Below are 20,389 nucleotides of genomic sequence, written 5' to 3' on the forward strand. Positions count from 1 at the left end.
ACCTTGAACTTGCACCCCGCCCTCCAGGACGCCGCCGCGCGCGACTTCGGCACCCTTGCCGACCTGGTCCGCCTCCACGCCCAGCACACCCCCGAGCGCCCCGCGCTGGCCGATGCCCAGCAGACGCTGGACTACCGCGCGCTCGACGCGCTCATGGACCGCATCGCCGCCGCCCTGCAGCGCGACGGCCTGCGCGCCGGCGACGCCATCGCCGTCTGCGCCGCTTCGTCGGTGCCCTACGCCGCCGTGTTCCTGGGCGCGCTGCGCGCCGGCGTGGCGGTGGCCCCGCTGGCCCCCGGCTCGGCGCCCGCCAGCCTGGCGCGCATGATCACCGACGCCGACGCGCGCCTGCTGTTCACCGACGCCTCGGCCGCCGAGGTGGTGGGCGCCGCGCAGGCCACGGGCCTGCCGCACATCGCGCTCGACGGCTCCGACGTCGGCCGCGCGCTCGACGACTGGCTCGCGGCGCCCGGCGCGAAGCCGGAACCCGTCGAGGTGCAACCCGGCTGGGCCTTCAACATCATCTATTCGTCGGGCACCACCGGCGAGCCCAAGGGCATCGTGCAGGGCCACGGCATGCGCTGGTCGCACATCCAGCGCGGCGCCAAGTACGAGTACGGGCCCGAGACGGTCACGCTGCTGTCGACGCCGCTGTACTCCAACACCACGCTGGTGGTGTTCTTCCCCACCCTCGCCTTCGGCGGCTGCGTGGTGCTGATGCCCAAGTTCGACGCGCTGGGCTACCTGCAGCTGGCCGTGCAGCACCGCGTGACGCACACCATGCTCGTGCCGGTGCAGTACCAGCGCCTGATGGCGCACCCGCGCTTCGACGCGCACGACCTGTCGACCTTCCGCCACAAGTTCAGCACCAGCGCGCCCTTCAACGCGGCGCTCAAGGCCGACGTGCTCAAGCGCTGGCCGGGCGGGCTGGTCGAGTTCTACGGCATGACCGAAGGCGGCGGCACCTGCATCCTCGAAGCGCACCTGAACCCGACCAAGCTGCACACCGTGGGCCAGCCCGCGCCGGGCAGCGACATCCGCCTGATCGACGAAGAGGGCAACGAACTGCCGCGCGGCGACACCGAGGTGGCCGGCGAGGTGGTGGGCCATTCGGCCGGCATGATGACCGGCTACCACCGCCAGCCCGCGAAGACGCGCGAGGCCGAATGGTTCGACGCCACCGGCAAGCGCTTCATCCGCACCGGCGACGTGGGCCGTTTCGACGCCGACGGCTTCCTCACGCTGTTCGACCGCAAGAAGGACATGATCATCAGCGGCGGCTTCAACATCTACCCGAGCGACCTCGAAGGCGTGCTGCGCGGCCATGCGGCGGTGGCCGACGTGGCGGTGGTCGGCATTCCGTCCGAGCAGTGGGGCGAGACGCCCGCGGCCTTCGTGGTGCGCCGCGAGGGCGACACCACCACCGAAGAGGCGCTGCTGCAGTGGGCCAACGCGCAGGTCGGCAAGACCCAGCGGCTGGCGCGCCTGCGCTTCATCGACGAGCTGCCGCGCAGCGCGATCGGCAAGGTGCTCAAGCGCGAGCTGCGCGACCTGAGTGCCTGATCGGGTGAGCGCCGCAAGCACCGACACCGCCCCGCCCGAACACGGCGGCGGCAACGGCCTGCTGTGGGTGCTCGTGGCCGTGGCGGTCGTGTTCGCCTTCGTGCGCCCGCGCGCGCCGATGGACTGGCTGCGGCTGGTCGACTGGCAAACGGTGGGCGCGCTCGCGGGCCTGCTCGCCATCACGCAGGGCGTGGAGAAGAGCGGCATGCTGCAGGCCGCCGCGCGGCGCCTGCTGGCCCACACGCACAGCCAGCGCGGCCTGGCGATGGCGCTCACGGCCACGGCCGCGCTGCTGTCGGCGCTGGTGACCAACGACGTGAGCCTGTTCCTGCTGGTGCCGCTCACGCGCGTGCTGGCCGTGCAGGCGCACCTGCCGCTGGCGCGGCTGGTGGTGCTGCAGGCGTTGGCCGTGAACGCGGGCTCGGCGCTCACGCCCATCGGCAATCCGCAAAACCTGTACCTGTGGCACCGCTCGGGCGAGAGCTTCTTCGGCTTCATGGCCATGATGGGCCCGACCGTGGCGGTCATGCTGTTCTGGCTCTTCGTGGCCGTGTGGTGGCTGGTGCCGCGCACGCCGATCGCGCTGCGCGAGGAGACCGAGGCCGCGCCCGTGCAGCCGCGCCTGCTGGCGCTGGCCGGCGTGCTGTTCGTCGGCTTCGTGGTCGCGCTCGACCGCCACTGGCTGCTGCCCGGCCTGGGCGTGGTGTTCGGCGTGCTGCTGCTCACCTACCCGCGCGTGCTGCGCGGCATCGACTGGGCCTTGCTGGCGATCATCGCGCTGATGTTCGTCGACCTGCGCCAGGCCGCCGAGCTGCCCGCCATCGCGGCGCTGCTGGGCCACTGGCCCATCGGCGAGGGCTGGCGCGCCTACCTCGCGGCCATTGCGGCCTCGCAGGTCATCAGCAACGTGCCGGCGGCGATCCTGCTCGACCGCTACGTGCACGACCTGCCCGCGCTGGCGGCCGGCGTGAGCGTGGGCGGATTCGGCTGCGTGCTGGGCTCGCTGGCCAACCTGATCGCGCTGCGGCTGGCCAAGCTGCCGCACGGGCTGCGCGAGTTCCACCGCATCAGCATTCCGTTCTTGCTGGTGTGCGCGGCCTCGGCGCTGCTGCTGCGGCTGGGGTGATGACAGGCGGCGGGGCGGCGCGGACAATCGCTCCCGCCATGCACACGCCCGCCCCTGTCCTCTCATTGCGCGACTACACCCAGTCTCGCGGCAGCCACGCGCACGACCACTTCCAGGTGCTGCTCGGGCTCGACGGCGTGCTCGAGATCGAAGTCGAAGGCCGCGGTTCGGGCATCGGCACGGGCCAGGCCCAGGTCGTCGCGCCCGGCGACCGTCACGACTTCGAGGCCCGGCGCGGCGGCAGCGTCTGCCTCGTGCTCGACACCCCGCATGCCCCGTGGGGGCGCTGCGTCGAACAGCCGCCGGCCGACGCACCCCGGCTGCATGCGCTGGCCCGCTACCTCGCGCACTGCCTGCAGCAGCCGCAGCACGCGGCCCTCGCCTTGCAGCACGGCCCGGCGCTGCTGCTCGAGGCCTGGGGCGCCGCCCCTTCGGTCGCGGACACGCGCCGCCGCCGCATCGACTGGCCGGCCCTCGCGGCCTGGGCGCAGGCGAACTGGCACCGGCCGCTGGGCGTGGCCGACCTGGCCGAGGTCGCCTGCCTGAGCCCCAGCCAGTTCGCGCAGCGCTGCCGCGAGGAACAAGGCCAGAGCGCGATGCTCTGGCTGCGCACGCTGCGGCTGGCCCATGCGCGCGAACTGCGGCTCGAGGGCCTGAGCGTGGCCGAGACGGCGCGCCGCACGGGCTACCGCTCGCCGTCGGCGCTCACGGCCGCACTGCGCCGCTGACCTCGCATTTCTCCCTCCCCCGCTGGGGGAGGGCCGGGGTGGGGGCACGACGGCCTCCGCAAGAACGCAGCGCCTCGTCGAAGGCCTGCCCCCATCCCCGCCTTCCCCCAGCGGGGGAAGGAGCAACACCAGACCGTCGTTGCGCGACGATGTGCAGTCATCGCGCGACGACCGCCTCACGTAGCCTCGACGTCCATGCCCGCCACCGTCTACGCCCTGCTCGCCATCGCGCTGTGGGCCACCCTCGCCACCTTCGGCACCGCGCTGTCGCACCTGCCGCCCTTCCTGCTGACCGGGCTGGCGTTGATCGTCGGCAGCGTGCCGAGCTGGCCGCTGGTGCTGCGCGACCGCCGCGCCTGGCGCGTGCCGCCGCGCACGCTGGCGCTCGGGGTGTACGGGCTCTTCGGCTTCCACTTTCTGCTGTTCATCGCGCTGCGGCATGCGCCGCCGGTCGAGGCCAACCTCGTGAACTACCTCTGGCCGCTGCTGATGGTGGTGCTGGCGCCGGTGCTGCTGCCGGGCGTGTCGCTGCGCCCGCTGCATGTGGTGGCGGCGCTGCTGGGCTTCGCGGGCGCGGCCATCGCGATCCTCGGCGCGCGCGGCGGCAGCGCAGCACTTCCCGGCGCGCCCGCCACGTACTGGGGCTTCCTGCCCGCGGCCGGCTCGGCCTTCATCTGGGCCAGCTACTCGCTGTGGACGCAGCGCGTCACGCCCTTCCCGACCTCGGCCATCGGCCTGTTCGGGCTGGTGTCGGGCGCGCTCTCGCTGGCCTGCCATGCGCTGCTGGAGCCCTCGGTGGCGCTGTCTGCCAAGGACGGCCTGCTGGTCGCGCTGTGCGGCCTGGGCCCCTTGGGCGCGGCCTTCTTCGTATGGGACATGGCGCTCAAGCGCGGCGACGCGCGGCAGATCGGCATCCTGAGCTACCTCACACCGCTGGCCTCCACCGCGCTGCTGCTGGCCGTGACCGGCCGGGCGCTCACGACCAGCATCGCGCTGGCCGCGGCGCTGATCATCTCGGCCGCCGTGATGGGCACGCGTGCGAAATGAGACAAATCAGGGCGATGCCCGACAGAGCTTGTCGTTTTTTATGGCTAGAGTGGAGGCTCAGGAAAAAGGAGTCACCCCCATGGATCAGAAGAACAACAAGACCGAGGATTTCGAGATCACGCCCAAGCTGGTGTTCGACATGAACCTGGCGCTGTACCTCGACCTGGTGGCCGCGCTGGAGGGCGCGGGCGCCGTCACCTACCGGCAGATGGCGGCGCGGGTCCTGAACATCAGCATGGACGCCCGCACCGACGGCGACACCGGCCTGTCGACCGTGCTCGAGGGCATCGCCCAGGGCTTCGCGGGCCACGGCGACGGCCTCTCGATCGAACTGCTGAAGGCCGCGCGCGGCCTGCGCGAGGACGATGCGATGGGCGACATTCCGATGCGGCCCAACCTGGACGATTGAGGTCCGGGGCGCCGAGGCGCCCCTTCTCTTGTTACTCCTCGGCGACTTGAAGCACCAGCTTGCCGAAGTTCTCCCCCGCGAACAGCTTGTTCAGCGACTCGGGGAAGGTGTCGAGGCCCTTCACGACGTCTTCCTTGCTCTTCATGCGGCCGTCCTTCAGGTAACCGGCCATCTCGGCGATCGCGATCGGGTAGCGGTCGGCGTAGTCGAACACCACGATGCCTTCCATGCGCGCGCGGTTCACGAGCAGGCTCAGGTAGTTCTTCGGGCCGGCGGCCGGCATGCTGTTGGCGTTGTTGTACTGGCTGATGGCGCCGCAGATGATCACGCGGGCCTTGCGTGCCAGGCGTGCCAGCACGGCGTCCAGGATCTCGCCGCCGACGTTGTCGAAGTAGATGTCCACGCCCTTGGGGCAGTGGGTCTTGAGGCCTTCGCGCACCGCGCCCGCACCGGCCTTGTAGTCGATGCAGGCGTCGAAGCCCAGCTCCTTGACCACCCAGTCGCACTTGGCGGCACCGCCGGCGATGCCGACCACGCGGCAGCCCTTGATCTTGGCCAGCTGGCCCACGGTCTGGCCCACGGCGCCGGCCGCGCCCGAGACGACCACCGTTTCGCCTGCCTGGGGCATGCCCACGTCCATCAGGCCGAAGTAGCCGGTCATGCCGGGCATGCCCAGCACGTTGAGCCACTGGGTGATGGTGCCCACGCGCAGGTCGACCTTCACGAGGCCGTTGCGCTTGATCTGGTCCTGCGGGATCAGCATGTATTCCTGCACGCCGAGCGTGCCGTACACGGTGTCGCCTACGGCGAACTGCGGGTTCTTCGAGGCCACCACGCGGCCGATGCCGCCGGCGCGCATCACCTCATCGATGGCCACGGGCGGGATGTAGCTCTTGGCGTCGTTGAGCCAGCCGCGCATGGCGGGGTCGAGCGACAGCGACAGCGTCTTGACCAGCACGCCGCCCTCGTCGGGCTGGGCCACGGGCTCGGTGCTGAAGCGCCAGTGCTCGCGCGTGGCCGTGCCCTCGGGGCGCTTGGCAAGACGGACCTGGTGGTTGGTGAGGGCGCTGCTCATGGTGTCTCCTTGATGGGTGAATGTGCCGGGCATCGGCGACGCAGCCGCATCGTAGTCGCGGGCCAAGACCCCGCGCGTAGCGCAGGCGACAGCCCGCGCGCGCCCTCCGGGCACCCTGCTATGGAAGCAGGAGCAGCCCGTACGCCGCCGCCGTGGCGACGCCCAGCACCGAGGCCACGGCGCCGACGCGCCGCGCCCAGCCGGGCCGGTAGCTCACGAGGCCGACCACCACGAGCGCGGCGGCCGTGAGGGCGCCCAGCCACAGCACCCAGCCCATGGCCAGCCCGCGCAGCCGGAGTGCTGCGACCAGCGAGAGGAGAAGCAGCGCCGCGCCGCCCAGCTGCTGCCAGGGCCGCGACGGGCCCGGCGTGCGGCCGCGCCCGTGGGCGTCTTCGTAATGCCGGTCCATCGCCAGGCTCAGCGTGACGAAGCCGCCGAGCGCCGACGCGAACAGGGCGCACACCAGCGCGAAGGTGCTCATGAGCAGCCCCCCCGCGCCGGAAGCCCCGCCCTCACCGGACGACGAAGCTCAGCGTGGCGACGTGGCGCGTCTGCGTGTAGGGCTTGCCGTCCCAGCTGCCCTTGCCGTCCTTGTCGGTGTGGTTCACCTCGACCACGTACTGGCCGGGCCAGGGCGTCTGCAGCGTGACCTGGCCGGCGTCGTCGGTGGTGAACTTCTTCTCCCACTTGGGCGGGCCGAACACGACCACCTCGGCCTTGGGCAGCGGCTTGCCCGCCAGCAGCAGCGTGAAGCTGTTGCTGTTGGCGGCCTGCGGCACGAGCTCGAGCGTGTGGCGCGCGACGGTTTCGGTGCGGCCGGTGCGCGCCTGGTAGAGGCTCGCCACGCCCTTGTCGCTGACGTAGGCGCCCACGAGGCGCGCGTCGCCGCTGGCGTCGGCCTTGACCACGAAGTGGTCGGCATGGCGCGTGGCGGGCGTCTGCTTGCCGTCGGCGGCGATGCCTCGCGGCGCGCTGACCAGCTTCAGGTGGCCGGACTCGGTCTCGCGCAGGTCGTCGGCCCATTCGCCGAAGTAGGCCTTGGCCTCGCCGCCCGCGGCGGGTTCGAGCCAGACGAAATGGGCGTGCGCGGCGCCCGAGAAAACGAACGCGGCCGCCGCGAGGGTGGCAAGGGAGAACAGGGGGTTTTTCTTCATGGTCGAAGCTCCAGGGTTGGTTGAGGATTGAGACGGATGGGAAGGTCGCTTGTTCAGAACTTGGCGCGCAGGGTCAGGCTCACGTTGCGCGGCTCGCCCCAGAACACGCTGTCGTAGAAGCCCACGTTGCGGTAGTACTTCTTGTCGAAGACGTTGCGGATGTTCAGTTGCGCCGTGACGTTCTTGTTGATCTCGTAGCTGGCCATGAGGCTGAACACCGCGTACGCCTTCTGCGAGATGCGCGGCAGCGGGTCCTTCATGCTGAACAGCGGCGGCTGCCCATACCACGACTCGCCGTAGATGCCGCTTTGCGCCGTCATGTCGCCGCCGACCTTCAGGCCGCGCCAGGCGCCACCGAAGCGGTAGGCGGTCGACAGGCGCAGCAGGTGCCTGGGCTGGTTGGGCACGGCACGCGCGCCCTTGGCGGTCTTGGCATCGAGATACGTGTAGCCGGCGGCCACGTTCCAATCGGGCGTGATCTGGCCCGACACGTCGAACTCGAGGCCGCGCGCGGTCACGCCGTCGCCGCTGGCCACGTAGGCCTGGCCGCCGTCGGGCAGGCGAAAGCCCGCGGGCACGCTGCGGTCGAGCTCGGCCAGGTTCTTCTTCTTGACCTGGAACACGGCGGCCGATGCATTGAGCGCACCGCCGAAGTACTCGCCCTTCACACCCAGCTCGGCGCTGGTGCCGGTCTCGGGCGTGAGGTACTGGTCGTTGCGGTCCTTCGAGGTCTGCGGACGGAACAGCGTGGTGTAGCTGGCATACAGCGAATGGCGCTTGTCCAGGTCGTAGACCGCGCCGACATACGGCGTGACCTCGTCCTTCGACTCCGACTTGCCCGTGGTGCGCGTGTACTGCAGCGCCGTGTTGTAGGCGTGCGTGTAGCTGCGGTAGTTGCTCACGCGCGCGCCGACGATCACGCTCAGCGGGTCGGTGAGGCTGAAGCGACCCGCCACGTAGCCGCCGTTGAGCTGCGTGAAGCCCACGGTCTTCGAGCCATCGGCCAGGAAGATGGGGCGCGGGATGTTGCCGGTCCACGTGCGGTAGTCGGGAATGGCCTCGGGGTACGGGATCACCGGCGTGCCGCCCTGCGAGGTGTAGGTCTGGTTGCCGCCGTTCCATCCGGCGATGAAGGTGTGGCGCCGCCCGAACAGGCTGAAGGGGCCGGTGGCGTACAGGTCGAAGTTGTCGTTGACGTACTCCCCCTCGCCCCACACGCCGCTCCACAGCTTCATGCCCTGGCCGGTGAAGCGGTTGGGATAGCCCGCGCCGCCGTTGGCCACGGTGGTGTTGTTGGTGCTGGTGGTGCGCGCATAGCCCAGGTGCACCTTCCAGTCGTTGTCGAAGCGGTGCTGCAGCGAGACGAAGGCCGTGTGCTGCTTGTTGGCCCAGGTGCTCCACGGCGCGCTCAGGCTGGTGTTGCGCGGCAGGTTGGCGAGCGTGCCGTCGTGGTTCCAGTACGGAACGGCGCCCCAGGTCGCGCCCGTGGGCTTGTTGTCCTGGAAGTCGATGCCGGCGGTGAGCAGCGTGGAGCGCGTGAGGTCGGCCTCGACGATCACCATGCCCACGGTCTTGCGCTCGTGGTACAGGTCCATGTACGAATCGCGGTCCTGCCAGGCCAGCGCGGTGCGCGCGCGGATGCGGCCGTCGGCGGTGAGCGGCACCGACAGGTCGACCTCGGCGCGCTTGTGGTTCCAGCGCCCGTAGCTGAGCGAGGCGCTGCCCTGGAACTCGCGCGTGGGGCGCTTGCGCACCGAGTTGATGGTGGCCGACGGGTCGCCCGTGCCGCCCATGAGGCCGGTGGCGCCGCGGATGACCTCGATGCGGTCGTACAGCACGGTGTCGGACAGCGGCGAATTCGGGCCGCGCGGCATGCCGTCGATCTGGAAGTTGTTGATCGAGAAGCCGCGCGCCGAGTAGTTCACGCGCTCGCTGTCGGCCTGCCCGACCATGATGCCGGTGGTCTGGCCCAGCACGTCGTCGATGCGGGCGCTGCCCAGGTCGTCCATGCGCTCGCGCGTGATCACGGTCACCGACTGGGGCGTCTCGCGGATCGACAGGTCCATGCGCGTCGCGGTGGAGGCCTGCTCGGCGGTGTAGGAGCGGCTGCCCTCGGTGCGGCCGCTGCGGTCGCCCGAGACGGTGACCTCGGACAGCGCCGCGCCGCTGGCGGCGGGCTGTTGTTGCTGCTGCGCGCTGACGACGCCGCAGCAAAGCAGGGCGACAAGGGCCACGGGAGACCGCCGGAAGCGGGCGCGTGAAAACGAATGCTGGTTCATGGCATGAAGAAAGGGGGCGGCCCGACCCGAGAGGTCGGCAACGCCCGTTGGCAGGAGATGGCTAGCGACGCACCCGGCCGCGAAGGGGCCGGCAGCGACCTGGCTGCGGAGAAAAAACGCGGTGCGTCAGTAGGTGCCGCGCAAGGTCACGAGCAGGTGGCGCGGGGCGCCGTAGAAGCTGCTGCTGGTGCTGGTGCGGTAGCGCGTGTCGAAGACGTTGTTCAGCGCCACCGACACGGCGAGGTGCTTGTTGATCGGGTAGCGCGCCATGAGGTCGAGCGTGGTGTAGGCCTGCTGCGTGAAGCGCGCATGGCCCGAGGGACCGAGGCCCGTGCTGTAGGTGTCGCTCTGCCAGTTCAGGCCGCCGCCCACCGTGAGGCCGTTGCCGATGCCGGCGATGCGGTAGCTGGTGAAGAGCTTCAGCAGGTTCTTCGGCACCTGCGTGTTCAGGCGCCGGCCGGCCGCGTCGCGTGCCACGCTGTGCGCAAAGCCGCCGCCGACCTGCCAGCCGGGCAGCAGCTCGCCGGCCACTTCGAATTCGTAACCGCGCGTGGTCGTGCCCTTGGCGGCGCGGTAGGCGGCCGAGCCGTCGGGTGCGAACTCGTTGTCCAGGCGCACGGCGAGGTTGTCCTGCTTCACCTGGAACACGGCGGCGCTGAGGTTGAGGCGGTCGTTGTGGAACGCGCCCTTCACGCCCGCCTCGTAGGCATGGCCCTCGAGCGGGTCGAGGTAGGTGCCGCTGCGGTCCTTGCCGGCCTGCGGCTTGAAGATGCTGGTGTAGCTGGCGTAGGCCGACCAGTGCTTGTCGAGGTCGAACACCACGCCCGCGTACGGCGTGACGACGCCCTTCTCGCTGCGCGTGGTGAGGGTGGCGGCGCGCTGCAGGGGGACGGTGCGCGTCACGTCCTTCCAGTCGCTCGCGCGTGCGCCGACGATGACCGAGAGCGCATCGGTGGGCCGCAGCCGCACCGTGGCATAGGCGCCCGACTGGCGCGTGGCCGTTTCCTGGCGGCCGGTCACGGGCTGCTGCGGCTGGGCCGGCAGGTCGCCGGTCCAGCTGTTGAAGTTCGCGATCCACGGATCGAAGCCCGCCACGTTCCAGCCCGCGTACAGCGGCGCGTCGCTGTGCGTGCGCGAGGCGTTGTAGCCCAGCACCAGCTCGTGACGCCGGCCGAAGAGTTCGAAGGGGCCGCTCGCGTACAGGTCGAATGCGTTCTGCACCGGCACCGCGTTCCAGCGGTTCGTCCACAGGCCGAGCCCGGCACCCGTGGCGCGGTTCATGTAGCCGCGCAGGGCGTAGCCGATGACGTCGTCGTAGGCGCGGCGCGAGCGGTTGAAGGCGGCGTGCACGGCCCAGCCGTTGTCGAAGCGGTGGTCGAGCGCGGCGAAGTACTGGCGCTGGTCCTGGTACGAATGCGCCCAGCGCGCTGCGGCACTGCGCGAGCGGCCGTAGGTGGCCTCACTGCCGTCGCTGAAAAACAGCGGCAGGCCGGCGCGCGCCACGCCGTCGTTGTCGTGGCGCTGCAGTTCGAAGCCGGCGCTCAGGCGCGTGCTGCGCGCGAGGTCGGCTTCGACGATGCCGTAGAACAGGCGCTTCTTTTCGTGATGGCGCTCGATCCACGAGTCACCGTCCTGCACCGCCGCGACCACGCGCGCGCGCACGCGGCCGTCGGCGGTGACGGGCCCGCCGATGTCGAGCTCGGCGCGCTGCCGATTCCAGGTGCCTGCACTGAACGAGGCGCTGGCCTGCAGCGCGTTGCCCGGACGCTTGCGCACGAGGTTGACGGTGGCCGCCGGCGTGCCCACGCCGTTGAGCAGACCCGTGGCGCCGCGCACCACCTCGACGCGGTCGTAGAAGGCCAGGTCGCCTGTCTGCATCAGCCAGGTGCCGACCTGCGGGATGCCGTCGACCTGGTAGTTCTCGACCTCGAAGCCGCGCGCATAGACGGCGTTGGCGTCGGTGCCGGCGTTGCCGCTCTGCACGAAGCTCAGGCCGGGCGCCTGGCGCAGCACATCGCTGATCTGGCCCAGGCCCTGGTCGTCGAGGCGGTCGCGCGTGAGCACGCTGACCGACTGCGGTGTCTCGCGCAGGCTGAGTTCGAGCCGCGTCGCGGTGCCGATCGCGCCGTCGGTGGTGTAGGCGCCTGTGCCCTCGGTGACGGTGCCGGTGTCGCGACCGCCGGTGACCGTGACCTCGGTGAGCGCACCGCCTGCCATGGGTGCTTCGGAATGCGGCTTGGCGCCCGATGGGCGCTGCGCCGCGACCCGCAGCGCGTAGCCACCCGACGCGCCGCGCACCGCTTCGAGGCCGCTGCCTTCGAGCAGCTGCAGCAGCGCCTCACGCGCCGTGTAGCGGCCCTGCAGCGCAGGCGCGCGCTTGCCGCGCACGACCTCCGCATCGACACCGAGCAGCAACCCCGTGCGCACGGCGAGCGCCGTCAGCGCACCGCTCAGCGGCTGCGCGGGCTGGTGCCACTCGAAGGCCGCATCGGCAGGCGGTGTTTGCGCGGCGGCCGGCACGGCGAGCAGCACCAGGCTCGCGAGCGCGAAGGCGCGGCGCAGGCGATGCCAGCGCTGCGCGGTCTCGGTCGGGTCTGCGGGTCCTGTCATGGTGTGGTGAATCTCTTTTCACCACCTATGACAAGCGGGCACGGGAAACGGGTAGCGGTGTGCGCGAAAAAGTTCGACCGCCCGGTCACGGCGGCGCCGTGGTGCTCACCCGCACCAGCCACGGCGACAGCGTCGAGACCCGCAAGCTCGGCAGCGCGCTGGCGAGCAGCGCGAGCGCGGCGTCGCTCTGCTGGATCGGCAGCACGCCGGTGAAGCGCAACGCGCCCAAGGCCTCGTCGTCGGCCAGCAGCAGGCCGGGCCGGTGCCGCCCGAGCTGGCGCAGCACCTCGGCCACCGGCGCGTCGTCGAACACCAGCCGGCCCTGCGGCCAGGCCAGGCCGCCGGGCGCGGCGGGCACGGTGTCGGTGGTGACGCCGCGGCGGTCGAAGCGCACCTGCTGCCCCGCCTGCACGTCGACCCAGCGGTCGTCGCCGCCCTCCAGCGGCTGCACGCGCACGCGCGATTCGGTGACGGTGACGAGCGTGTCGCTCGCCTCGCGCCGCACGGCGTAGCGCGTGCCCAGCGCCTGCGCGCTGCCGTCGCGGTCGACCACGGCAAAAGGCTTGTCGCCGTGCGCGACCTCGACGAAGACCTCGCCGCGCAGCAGCTGCACGCGGCGCACGCTGCCGGAGAAATCGATGTCGATGGCCGAGTCGCTGTTCAGCGCGACGCGGCTGCCGTCCTCGAGCGTGAGGTGGCGGATCTCGCCGGCGCCGGTGCGTTCATCCGCCAGCCAGGCCTGCCACGGCATCGCGGCGCCCGCCACGAGCAGGCAGGGCAGCAGCACGAGCGCGCCCAGCGCCTGGCGCGACAGGCCACGGCGCGCAGGCTGCGGCGCGGGGGTGTCGGGCGTGACCGACTCCCACATGCGGCGCATCTCGGCCAGCAGCCGCGCATGGCGCTCGTCGAGCGCGCACCACGCCGCGCAGGCGGCGCGCGTGGCGTCGTCCACGCTGTCGTCGGCGAGGGTCACGGCCCACAGCGCCGCCTCCTCGCGCAGGCGCTCGGTGGCCGCGTCAGGCATGGGCCGGGGCGTCGGCGCTTTCCGTCTCGGGCACGGCCGCGGCCATGCGGCCGTGGCAATGCGCCAGCACCTTGGCGAGGTACTGCTTCACGCGCGTCTCGGACACGCCCAGTTCGGCCGCGATCTCGCGGTACGAGCGGCCTTCGACGCGCGCCATCAGGAAGGCGGTGCGGCTCTTCACGTCGAGCTCGGTCGCCAGCAGCGCGAGCACCTGGCCCAGCAGCTCACGCGCGCAGGCCTTGTCCTCGGCGCTCGGCGCGCAGGCGTCCTCGGCCATCAGCGCGACGGTGCGCAGCACCTCGGCCTCGACCTGCATGCGGCGAAAGCGGTTGATCATCAACCGGCTCGCCACCACCTGCAGGAAAGCGCGCGGCTGGCGCAGCACCGGCTGCTGGGGCAGCTCGATGAGGTTGAGAAAGGTGTCGTGCGTGAGATCGGCCGCGGTGAAGCCGCAGCGCAGGCGGCCCAGCAACCAACTGCGCAGCCAGCCCTGGTGGTCGACGTACAGCTGCCGGACTTCCGGATGGGACATGGTGTGAAGGGGCATCGCGGGAGACGATGCAATTGAGAGTTATTCTCAATTATATAGATTTGTAAAGATTTCCTGTCCCCCGAAACGCCTCATTCCACACAGGGCGCGTGGCGCGCTCTACCCGTTTCGGCGCCTCGCACGTCTTAGCAGCATGACCCTCGCTTTCTTCCGCAAGGGCGCCCGGTGACGGCGCCCGCTTCACGTTCGCGCGCCGGCCGGCGCTTGCGCATCGCCGCCTTCGCGGCCCTGGCCCTGGCCGCCGCTGCCGTGGCCTATGTGGGGGCGAGTCCGCGCGACCCCGGCTGGGACACCGCCGTGCTGCGCCGCGGCGACATCGAAAGCAGCGTGACCGCCATCGGCACACTGCAGCCGCGCCGTTATGTGGACGTCGGCGCGCAGGTGTCGGGCCAGATCCTGCGGCTGCACGTGCAGCCCGGCGACGCGGTGAAGAAGGGCCAGCTGATGGTGGAGATCGACCCCAGCGTGCAGCAGGCCACGGTGGACGCCGGCCGCGCCTCGCTCGCGGGCCTGCGCGCGCAGCTGGCCGACCAGCACGCGCAGCACCGCCTGGCGCGCCAGCAGTTCGCACGCCAGCAGCAGATGGCCGCCGAGGGCGCCACGCGCGCCGAAGACGTGCAGACCGCCGAAGCCACGCTGGCCTCGGCCGCCGCGAAGATCGCGCACCTCGAAGCCCAGATCGCCCAGACCCAGGCCACGCTGAAGGCCGACGAAGCGCGCCTGGGCTACACGCGCATCTACGCGCCGATGGCCGGCAGCGTGGTCTCGGTGCAGGCGCGCGAGGGCCAGACGCTCAACGCCACCTACCAGACGCCCGACATCCTGCGCGTGGCCGACCTGTCGCGCATGACGGTGTGGACCGAGGTCTCGGAAGCCGACGTGCGCCGCGTGAAGCGCGACATGGCCGTGTACTTCACCACGCTCGGTGCCGACCGCCGCCGCTGGGAAGGCACCGTGCGCCAGGTGCTGCCCTCGCCGCCCGTGGCCGCAGGCAAGAGCGGCGGCGACGCGCCGCAGGCCCCGGCCGCCAGCAAGGTCGTGCTCTACACGGTGCTGTTCGACGTCGACAACGCCGACGGCGAGCTCATGCCGCAGATGACCGCGCAGGTGAGCTTCGTCGCCGCCTCGGCGCGCAACGTGGTGGTGGCGCCGCTGCCCGCGCTCACGGCCGTGAAGGGCCAGGCCGGGCGCTTCACCGCGCGCGTGCTCGGGCCCGACGGCCAGCCCGCGCCGCGCGAGGTGCGCATCGGCGTGCGCGACCGGCTCTCGGGCGAGGTGCTCGAAGGCCTGGCCGAGGGCGAGCGCCTGATCACCGGCGAGCGCGCGGCCGGCGGCGGCACGCGGAAGTTCCAGCTGTGAGTGCGACCGAGACGAAGACGACCCCGCTGATCGCGCTGCACGACCTGCGCAAGTCCTACGGCGGCCACGACGGCGCGCCGGCCGTCGAGGTGCTGCGCGGCATCACGCTGGAGCTGCATGCGGGCGAGTTCGTCGCCATCGTCGGCAGTTCGGGCTCGGGCAAGTCGACGCTGATGCACCTGCTCGGCTGCCTCGACCGCCCGACCGGCGGGCGCTACCTGTTCGCCGGCCAGGACGTGGCCGGCATGGACGCCGACGCGCTCGCGCGGCTGCGGCGCGAGGCCTTCGGCTTCGTGTTCCAGGGCTACCACCTGATCTCCACCGAGTCGGCGCAGGAGAACGTCGAGATGCCCGCCATCTACGCCGGCGCGGCGCCCGCCGAGCGCGCCTCGCGCGCGCGCGGGCTGCTCACGCGGCTGGGCCTGGGCGATCGGCTGGGCCACCGGCCGCACCAGCTCTCGGGCGGCCAGCAGCAGCGCGTGTCGATCGCGCGCGCGCTCATGAACGGCGGGCGCATCGTGCTGGCCGACGAGCCCACCGGCGCGCTCGACTCGCGCAGCGGCGAAGAGGTGATGGCGCTGCTCGACGAGATGGCCGCCGCCGGCCACACCGTGATCCTCATCACGCACGACCGCGAGGTGGCGCAGCGCGCGCGCCGCGTGATCGAGATCCGCGACGGCTGCATCGTGTCGGACAGCGGGCGCGCGCCCGTCGAAGCGCTGCCAGAGCCACTTCCGCTGCTCTCGGCCACGCACACGGCCGACGCCGCCGACACGCCGCGCGCCCTGCTCTCCGAGCTGCACGAGGCGCTGCGCGCGGCCTGGCGCGTGATGTGGATCCACCGCTTTCGCACTGGCCTGACATTGCTGGGCATCGTGATCGGCGTGGCCTCGGTCATCGTGATGCTCGCGGTCGGCACCGGCTCGCAGGAGGCGGTGATGAAGCAGATCTCGCTGTTCGGCGCCGACAAGATGTACGTGGCCGCCATTCCCGACAGCGCGCGCGGGCGCGGCGGCAAGCTCACGCTGGCCGACGTCGACACCATCCGCCGCCTGCCCAACGTGCGCGTGGCCATGCCCTACATCGAGGGCTTCGTGGTGGCGCGGCGCGGCAACGTGGACCACCGCACCGAGGGCGGCGGCGCCACCACCGACTTCGAGCAGGCGCTGAAATGGCCGACCGCGCGCGGCATCTTCTTCGACGAGAGCGACGAGCAGAGCCTGGCCAAGGTCGCGGTGATCGGCGAGCGCGTGCAGGCCGCGCTGTTCGCCGACGGCACCGACCCGGTGGGCCAGCGCATCCTGCTGGACAACGTGCCCTTCGACGTGCTGGGCGTGCTCGCCGCCAAGGGCGCGGGCGGCGGCCAGGCCAGCGAGGACGAGCGCGTGATCGTGCCCTTCTCCACCGCCGCCGCGCGGCTGTACGGCAGCAACCATCCGACCTGGGTGGCGGTGGCCGTGCACGACGTCGACAAGGCCTCCGAGACGGCGGCCGAGATCGTCGAGGTGCTGGCCGCGCAGCGCCACGTGCGCGACGTGCAGGTGTTCAACCAGACCGAGTCGATCAAGGCGCGCGCGCAGACCCAGCGCACCATGACCGTGATGCTCGGGCTGATCGCGGCGGTGTCGCTGGTGGTCGGCGGCATCGGCGTGATGAACGTGATGCTCATGACCGTGCGCGAGCGCACGCGCGAGATCGGCATCCGCATGGCCACCGGCGCGCGCCAGCGCGACATCCTGCGGCAGTTCCTCGTCGAGGCGGTGCTGGTCACGGTGACCGGCGGCGTCGCGGGCGTGGCGGGCGGGCTGCTCGTGGGCGCCGCGCTCATCGTGTGGAGCGTGCCGGTGATCTTTTCCCTCACGGCCATCGCGGGCGCCTTCGGCTGCGCCGCGCTCACCGGCCTGGTGTTCGGCTTCATGCCGGCCCGCAAGGCCGCCGCGCTCGATCCGGTCGCGGCCCTGTCTTCCGAATGACGACTGCCATGACGCGCCTTTTCTTCTCTCCCGCCGCGCTGGCCCTGGCGGCGCTGCTGCTCGCGGGATGCGCGACGCCGGCCACCGATGCGCCTGCGCGCACACCGACCGTCGCCGATCCGTGGTGGACGGGCTTCGGCACCACCGAGCTGCCGGCCTTCGTCGCCGCGGTCGATGCCGGCAACCCCGATGGCGATGCCGCCGAAGCGCGCCTGCGCCAGGCCGAGGCGCAGGAACGCATCACCGGCGCCTCGGCCTGGCCCGCGCTGTCGGCGACCGCCGATGTGCAGCGCCGGGGCCGGCTCGGCGGCGATGCGAACGTGAGCGGCAACCGGCGCGCGCTCGGGCTCGACGCGCGCTACGAGGTCGACCTGTGGGGCCGCCTGCGCGCGCAGCGCGACAGCGCCGGCGCCTCGCGGCAGGCCAGCGCCTTCGACCGCGACGCGGTGCGGCTCGCACTGCGCGCAGGCGCGGGCGCGGCTTGGCTCGAAGCGCTGGGCGGGCGCGAGCGCACGGCCATCGCGCAGCGCAGCCTGGACGATGCCGAGCGGCTGCTGCAGCTGGTCGAGGCCCGTGCGCGCGCGGGCACGGCCTCGCCGCTCGAGCTTGCGCAGCAGCGCGGCATCGTCGCGTCGCAGCGACGCACGGCCGCCACGCTGCACCAGCAGTCGCGCGCGGCGGACGTCCGCCTGGCGCGCTGGCTCGGCCAGGCCGGCAGCGAAGTGCCGATCGCCGTCGCCAGCCTGCAGCAGCTCGCGCTGCCCTCGGTCGAAGCCAGCCTGCCGGCCGACCTGCTCGCGCGCCGGCCCGACATCGCACGCGCCGAGGCCGCACTGGCCGCGGCCGATGCCGACGTGGCGGCGGCGCGCGCGGCGATGTTCCCGACACTCACGCTGAGCGCCGGCCTCACGGCCGCGGGGCCGCGCTTCGGCACGCTGTTCGACCACCCGGTGTACAGCCTCGCGGCGGCGCTCGCGGCGCCGATCTTCGACGGCGGTCGGCGCGCCGCGGCGCGTGACCTGTCGGCCGCGCGGCGCGAGGAACTGCTCGCGAACTACCGCGCCGCCACCGTGGCCGCCTTCACCGATGCGCTGACCGCGCTCGACGCCGTGGCCGCACTCGACACGCAGCGCGTGGCACAGGACGAAGAACTGGCGCAGGCCGAACGCGCGCGCACGCTTGCCGAGTCGCGCTACCGCGCGGGTGCCGAGACGCTGCTCACGCTGCTCGACGCGCAACGCACGCTGTTCGCCGCGCAGGACGCGCGTGCCCAGTTGCTGCAGGCGCGCTTGCAAGCCAGCATGGCGCTGTACCACGCGCTCGGCGGCGGATGGTCCGCCGAATCGGCAGCCACCACGCGCCTCAGCCGAACCGCACGCTGATCTGCAGGCCCGGGTGCGCGTTGCGCACCGTGAGCCGGCCGCCGTGGGCTTCGGCGATGAGCCGGCACAGGTACATGCCCAGGCCGACGCCGCCGGTGGCGCGCGCCCGCGCGCCGTCGGTGCGATAGAAGGGCTCGGTCAGGCGTTCGAGCTGCGCGTCGTCCACGCCGGGACCGAAGTCGCGCACCTCCAGCTCGGCACCGCCGTCGGCCGGCGCGCGCAAGCTCACGGTCGGCGGCTGCGGCGCGCCGGCGCTGTAGCGCAGCGCGTTGTCCAGCAGGTTGCGCACCATCAGGCGCACGCGCATGCGGTCGACGGGCTGCGGCGCCAGGCCGTCCGCGAGGTCGAGCTGCACCGCCTGCGCGCCGGGCATCTCAGCCACGATCTCGCGCACCAGCGCGGCCAGGTCGACCGGCTCGCGCTGCAACGCGGCATGCGGGCTCGCGAGGCGTTCGCTTTCGAGCAGGTCGCTGATCAGGTCGCGCATCTCGTTGAGGTCGCGCAGCAGCGCCTCGCGCTCGGCCTGGCCTTCGGGCGTGGCGGGCAGCAGCTCGGCGTTGAGCCGGGCCCGCGTGAGCGGCGAGCGCAGCTCGTGGCTCAGCGCCAGCAGCAGGCCGCGCTTGGCGTCGAGCATGGCCTGGATGTCGCTGGCCATGGTGTTGACGCGCTGCGCGAGGTCGCCCAGGTCGTCGTTGCGGCGGATCGGAATGGGCTGCGCGAACTCGCCGCGGCCGAAGCGCTGCGCGCCCTCGCGGATGTCGATGAGCGGGCGCAGCAGCCGGCTCACCAGTGCGTAGGCCACCACCACGAGCAGCAGCAACACGCACAGCGTGGTCCAGCCCGCCGCGCGCGGCGCGAGCTGCCACAGCCTGGGCGCCCAGCCGAAGATGACCTTGTGCCCGTCGGCCGTGGGGCGCACGAACCAGCGCTCGGTGGAGAACATCGACTCCTCGCGGTCGCGGTCGTAAAACCAGCCGCCGCGCGCGTGCATGTCGTTGCCGGGGTTCGATTCCCAGTTCACGCTGGGCCCGGTGATGCGGATGGTGATCGGCAGCCGGTCGACCAGCGCCTGCGCGCGCACCGTGTCGGGCGGCGTGCCGAGTTCGGCAACGAGGCGGTCGGCGTAGTCCATCAGCATCGGCTGCGCGGCCTCGGCCCAGGTGCTGGAGAACGAACGCTTCATGCCGCCCACGAACACCGCCGCCATCACGAGCGCGAGCACCACGAACATCATCACGATCCGCACGCGCACCGAGCTGCGCCAGCGCTGCTGCATGTGCGCGTGCATGCGCGCATGCCAGTGCCGGCGGCGCTCCTTGCCGGGGCACAGGCCTTCGTTGTCGGCGGGCACGGCGCCTGCGCGCCTGCGGGGAAATCTCATGAAGACGGCTCGCCCGGCGCCACGGCCAGCGCATAGCCGGCGTTGCGCAGCGTCTTGATGCAGTCGAGCGGCTCGAGCTTCTTGCGCAGCCGGCTCACCACGATGTCGACCGCGCGCGTGAAGAGCTCGGCCTCGTGGCCGCGCAGCCGGTTGAGGATGTCGTCGCGGCTGAACACCTTGCCAGGCTCGCCGGCCAGCAGCGCGAGCAGGTCGAACTCGGTGCCGGTGAGTTCCACGCGCTCGCCGTGGCGCGTGACCTGGCGCCGGTCGAGGTCGATCGAGAGCCCGTCGAACACGCGCAGCTGGGCATTGGCGGCGGCCGCCGCCGGCGCGCTGCGCTGGCGGCGCAGGATGGTCTGCACGCGCGCCACCAGTTCGCGCGGCTCGAAGGGCTTGGGCACGTAGTCGTCGGCGCCGAGTTCGAGGCCGACCACGCGGTCCATCACCTCGCCGCGGGCGGTGAGCATCACGATGGGGATGTCGCTTTCCTTGCGGATCTCGCGGCACAGCTCGAAGCCGTCCATCTCGGGCAGCATGACGTCGAGGATGGCCGCGTCGTAGTGCCCCGCGCGCAGCTTGGCGATGCCTTCGCTCGGGCGCTTGGCGCTGTCGAGCGTGCAGCCGAAGCGTGCGAAGTAGGTGGTCAGCGGCGCGGCGAGGTGTTCGTCGTCGTCGATCAGCAGGATGCGCGGCATGGCGGGATTGTGCCTCCTGGCAAAGAGAGCGCGA

Annotated in this window: 17 protein-coding genes; 8 read left to right on the plus strand and 9 right to left on the minus strand. The window is 71.9% G+C overall.

What is annotated here, in order from left to right; all coding sequences use genetic code 11:
* Positions 1-9: 9 nt before the first annotated feature.
* The 5 genes from AC3WQM_RS27000 to AC3WQM_RS27020 all read left to right on the plus strand — a co-directional run bounded on the left by AC3WQM_RS27000 (position 10) and on the right by AC3WQM_RS27020 (position 4,873).
* Entirely contained in the window at positions 10-1,563 is a 1,554-nt protein-coding gene (locus AC3WQM_RS27000; RefSeq protein ID WP_492683118.1) for a class I adenylate-forming enzyme family protein, read from the plus strand.
* A gap of 4 nt (positions 1,564-1,567) precedes the next feature.
* Complete coding sequence (locus tag AC3WQM_RS27005) at positions 1,568-2,689, plus strand: SLC13 family permease (RefSeq protein ID WP_492683065.1); 1,122 nt, start codon at positions 1,568-1,570, stop codon at positions 2,687-2,689.
* Positions 2,690-2,727: 38 nt separating this feature from the next.
* Positions 2,728-3,417: a helix-turn-helix domain-containing protein gene (locus AC3WQM_RS27010; protein WP_492683067.1), complete on the plus strand. Its 690-nt coding sequence runs from the start codon at positions 2,728-2,730 to the stop codon at positions 3,415-3,417.
* Positions 3,418-3,612: 195 nt separating this feature from the next.
* A complete protein-coding gene (locus tag AC3WQM_RS27015; protein WP_492683069.1) occupies positions 3,613-4,464 on the plus strand; it encodes a DMT family transporter in 852 nt (283 codons plus the stop codon).
* Between the two features lie 79 nt (positions 4,465-4,543).
* A complete protein-coding gene (locus tag AC3WQM_RS27020) occupies positions 4,544-4,873 on the plus strand; it encodes a hypothetical protein (RefSeq protein WP_492683071.1) in 330 nt (109 codons plus the stop codon).
* A 31-nt stretch (positions 4,874-4,904) separates the two neighbouring features.
* On the opposite strand, the gene AC3WQM_RS27025 is transcribed toward AC3WQM_RS27020, so the two are convergent.
* The 7 genes from AC3WQM_RS27025 to AC3WQM_RS27055 all read right to left on the minus strand — a co-directional run bounded on the left by AC3WQM_RS27025 (position 4,905) and on the right by AC3WQM_RS27055 (position 13,547).
* On the minus strand, positions 4,905-5,948 hold the full coding sequence (locus tag AC3WQM_RS27025) for an NADP-dependent oxidoreductase (protein WP_307696685.1): 1,044 nt from the start codon (positions 5,946-5,948) through the stop codon (positions 4,905-4,907).
* 118 nt (positions 5,949-6,066) lie between these two features.
* On the minus strand, positions 6,067-6,429 hold the full coding sequence (locus tag AC3WQM_RS27030) for a DUF3325 domain-containing protein (RefSeq protein ID WP_492683073.1): 363 nt from the start codon (positions 6,427-6,429) through the stop codon (positions 6,067-6,069).
* A gap of 31 nt (positions 6,430-6,460) precedes the next feature.
* Positions 6,461-7,102: a DUF4198 domain-containing protein gene (locus AC3WQM_RS27035; protein WP_492683075.1), complete on the minus strand. Its 642-nt coding sequence runs from the start codon at positions 7,100-7,102 to the stop codon at positions 6,461-6,463.
* Positions 7,103-7,155: 53 nt separating this feature from the next.
* Positions 7,156-9,336: a TonB-dependent siderophore receptor gene (locus AC3WQM_RS27040; RefSeq protein WP_492683077.1), complete on the minus strand. Its 2,181-nt coding sequence runs from the start codon at positions 9,334-9,336 to the stop codon at positions 7,156-7,158.
* A 171-nt stretch (positions 9,337-9,507) separates the two neighbouring features.
* Positions 9,508-11,991 (minus strand): TonB-dependent siderophore receptor, encoded by a 2,484-nt coding sequence (locus AC3WQM_RS27045; protein ID WP_492683079.1) that lies wholly within the window; start codon positions 11,989-11,991, stop codon positions 9,508-9,510.
* 85 nt (positions 11,992-12,076) lie between these two features.
* Positions 12,077-13,015: a FecR family protein gene (locus tag AC3WQM_RS27050; RefSeq protein ID WP_492683081.1), complete on the minus strand. Its 939-nt coding sequence runs from the start codon at positions 13,013-13,015 to the stop codon at positions 12,077-12,079.
* The gene (locus AC3WQM_RS27055; RefSeq protein WP_174543711.1) at positions 13,008-13,547 is read right to left on the minus strand and encodes a sigma-70 family RNA polymerase sigma factor; all 540 of its coding nucleotides are present in this window, start codon (positions 13,545-13,547) and stop codon (positions 13,008-13,010) included. The genes AC3WQM_RS27050 and AC3WQM_RS27055 overlap by 8 nt, the downstream gene beginning before the upstream one ends.
* Before the next feature lie 183 nt (positions 13,548-13,730).
* On the opposite strand from AC3WQM_RS27055, the gene AC3WQM_RS27060 reads away from it, so the two are divergent.
* From AC3WQM_RS27060 to AC3WQM_RS27070, 3 genes are read left to right on the plus strand one after another with little or no spacing between them, the layout of a single operon-like run.
* Positions 13,731-14,924 carry an efflux RND transporter periplasmic adaptor subunit gene (locus AC3WQM_RS27060; RefSeq protein ID WP_492683082.1) on the plus strand — a complete coding sequence of 398 codons (1,194 nt, stop codon included), beginning with the start codon at positions 13,731-13,733 and terminating at the stop codon, positions 14,922-14,924.
* Positions 14,921-16,897 carry a MacB family efflux pump subunit gene (locus AC3WQM_RS27065; RefSeq protein WP_492683084.1) on the plus strand — a complete coding sequence of 659 codons (1,977 nt, stop codon included), beginning with the start codon at positions 14,921-14,923 and terminating at the stop codon, positions 16,895-16,897. Before AC3WQM_RS27060 ends, AC3WQM_RS27065 begins: the two co-directional genes overlap by 4 nt.
* Before the next feature lie 8 nt (positions 16,898-16,905).
* Positions 16,906-18,279 carry an efflux transporter outer membrane subunit gene (locus AC3WQM_RS27070; RefSeq protein WP_492683086.1) on the plus strand — a complete coding sequence of 458 codons (1,374 nt, stop codon included), beginning with the start codon at positions 16,906-16,908 and terminating at the stop codon, positions 18,277-18,279.
* On the opposite strand, the gene AC3WQM_RS27075 is transcribed toward AC3WQM_RS27070, so the two are convergent.
* Together AC3WQM_RS27075 and AC3WQM_RS27080 are read right to left on the minus strand one after the other, a co-directional pair.
* Positions 18,260-19,660 (minus strand): sensor histidine kinase, encoded by a 1,401-nt coding sequence (locus AC3WQM_RS27075; RefSeq protein ID WP_492683088.1) that lies wholly within the window; start codon positions 19,658-19,660, stop codon positions 18,260-18,262. The two genes, AC3WQM_RS27070 and AC3WQM_RS27075, sit on opposite strands and share 20 nt — an antisense overlap.
* Positions 19,657-20,355 (minus strand): response regulator transcription factor, encoded by a 699-nt coding sequence (locus tag AC3WQM_RS27080; protein ID WP_492683090.1) that lies wholly within the window; start codon positions 20,353-20,355, stop codon positions 19,657-19,659. Before AC3WQM_RS27080 ends, AC3WQM_RS27075 begins: the two co-directional genes overlap by 4 nt.
* Between the last annotated feature and the right edge of the window lie 34 nt (positions 20,356-20,389).

This window comes from Variovorax sp. FW301-JW7 (genome assembly GCF_058788795.1).

Coding starts and splice junctions, on each gene's coding strand:
- AC3WQM_RS27030 (WP_492683073.1), bottom strand. CDS start 6,429: ATGAGCACCTTCGCGCTGGTGTGCGCCCTGTTCGCGTCGGCGCTCGGC.
- AC3WQM_RS27075 (WP_492683088.1), bottom strand. CDS start 19,660: ATGAGATTTCCCCGCAGGCGCGCAGGCGCCGTGCCCGCCGACAACGAA.
- AC3WQM_RS27055 (WP_174543711.1), bottom strand. CDS start 13,547: ATGTCCCATCCGGAAGTCCGGCAGCTGTACGTCGACCACCAGGGCTGG.
- AC3WQM_RS27010 (WP_492683067.1), top strand. CDS start 2,728: ATGCACACGCCCGCCCCTGTCCTCTCATTGCGCGACTACACCCAGTCT.
- AC3WQM_RS27020 (WP_492683071.1), top strand. CDS start 4,544: ATGGATCAGAAGAACAACAAGACCGAGGATTTCGAGATCACGCCCAAG.
- AC3WQM_RS27080 (WP_492683090.1), bottom strand. CDS start 20,355: ATGCCGCGCATCCTGCTGATCGACGACGACGAACACCTCGCCGCGCCG.
- AC3WQM_RS27050 (WP_492683081.1), bottom strand. CDS start 13,015: ATGCCTGACGCGGCCACCGAGCGCCTGCGCGAGGAGGCGGCGCTGTGG.
- AC3WQM_RS27045 (WP_492683079.1), bottom strand. CDS start 11,991: ATGACAGGACCCGCAGACCCGACCGAGACCGCGCAGCGCTGGCATCGC.
- AC3WQM_RS27070 (WP_492683086.1), top strand. CDS start 16,906: ATGACGCGCCTTTTCTTCTCTCCCGCCGCGCTGGCCCTGGCGGCGCTG.
- AC3WQM_RS27025 (WP_307696685.1), bottom strand. CDS start 5,948: ATGAGCAGCGCCCTCACCAACCACCAGGTCCGTCTTGCCAAGCGCCCC.
- AC3WQM_RS27035 (WP_492683075.1), bottom strand. CDS start 7,102: ATGAAGAAAAACCCCCTGTTCTCCCTTGCCACCCTCGCGGCGGCCGCG.
- AC3WQM_RS27015 (WP_492683069.1), top strand. CDS start 3,613: ATGCCCGCCACCGTCTACGCCCTGCTCGCCATCGCGCTGTGGGCCACC.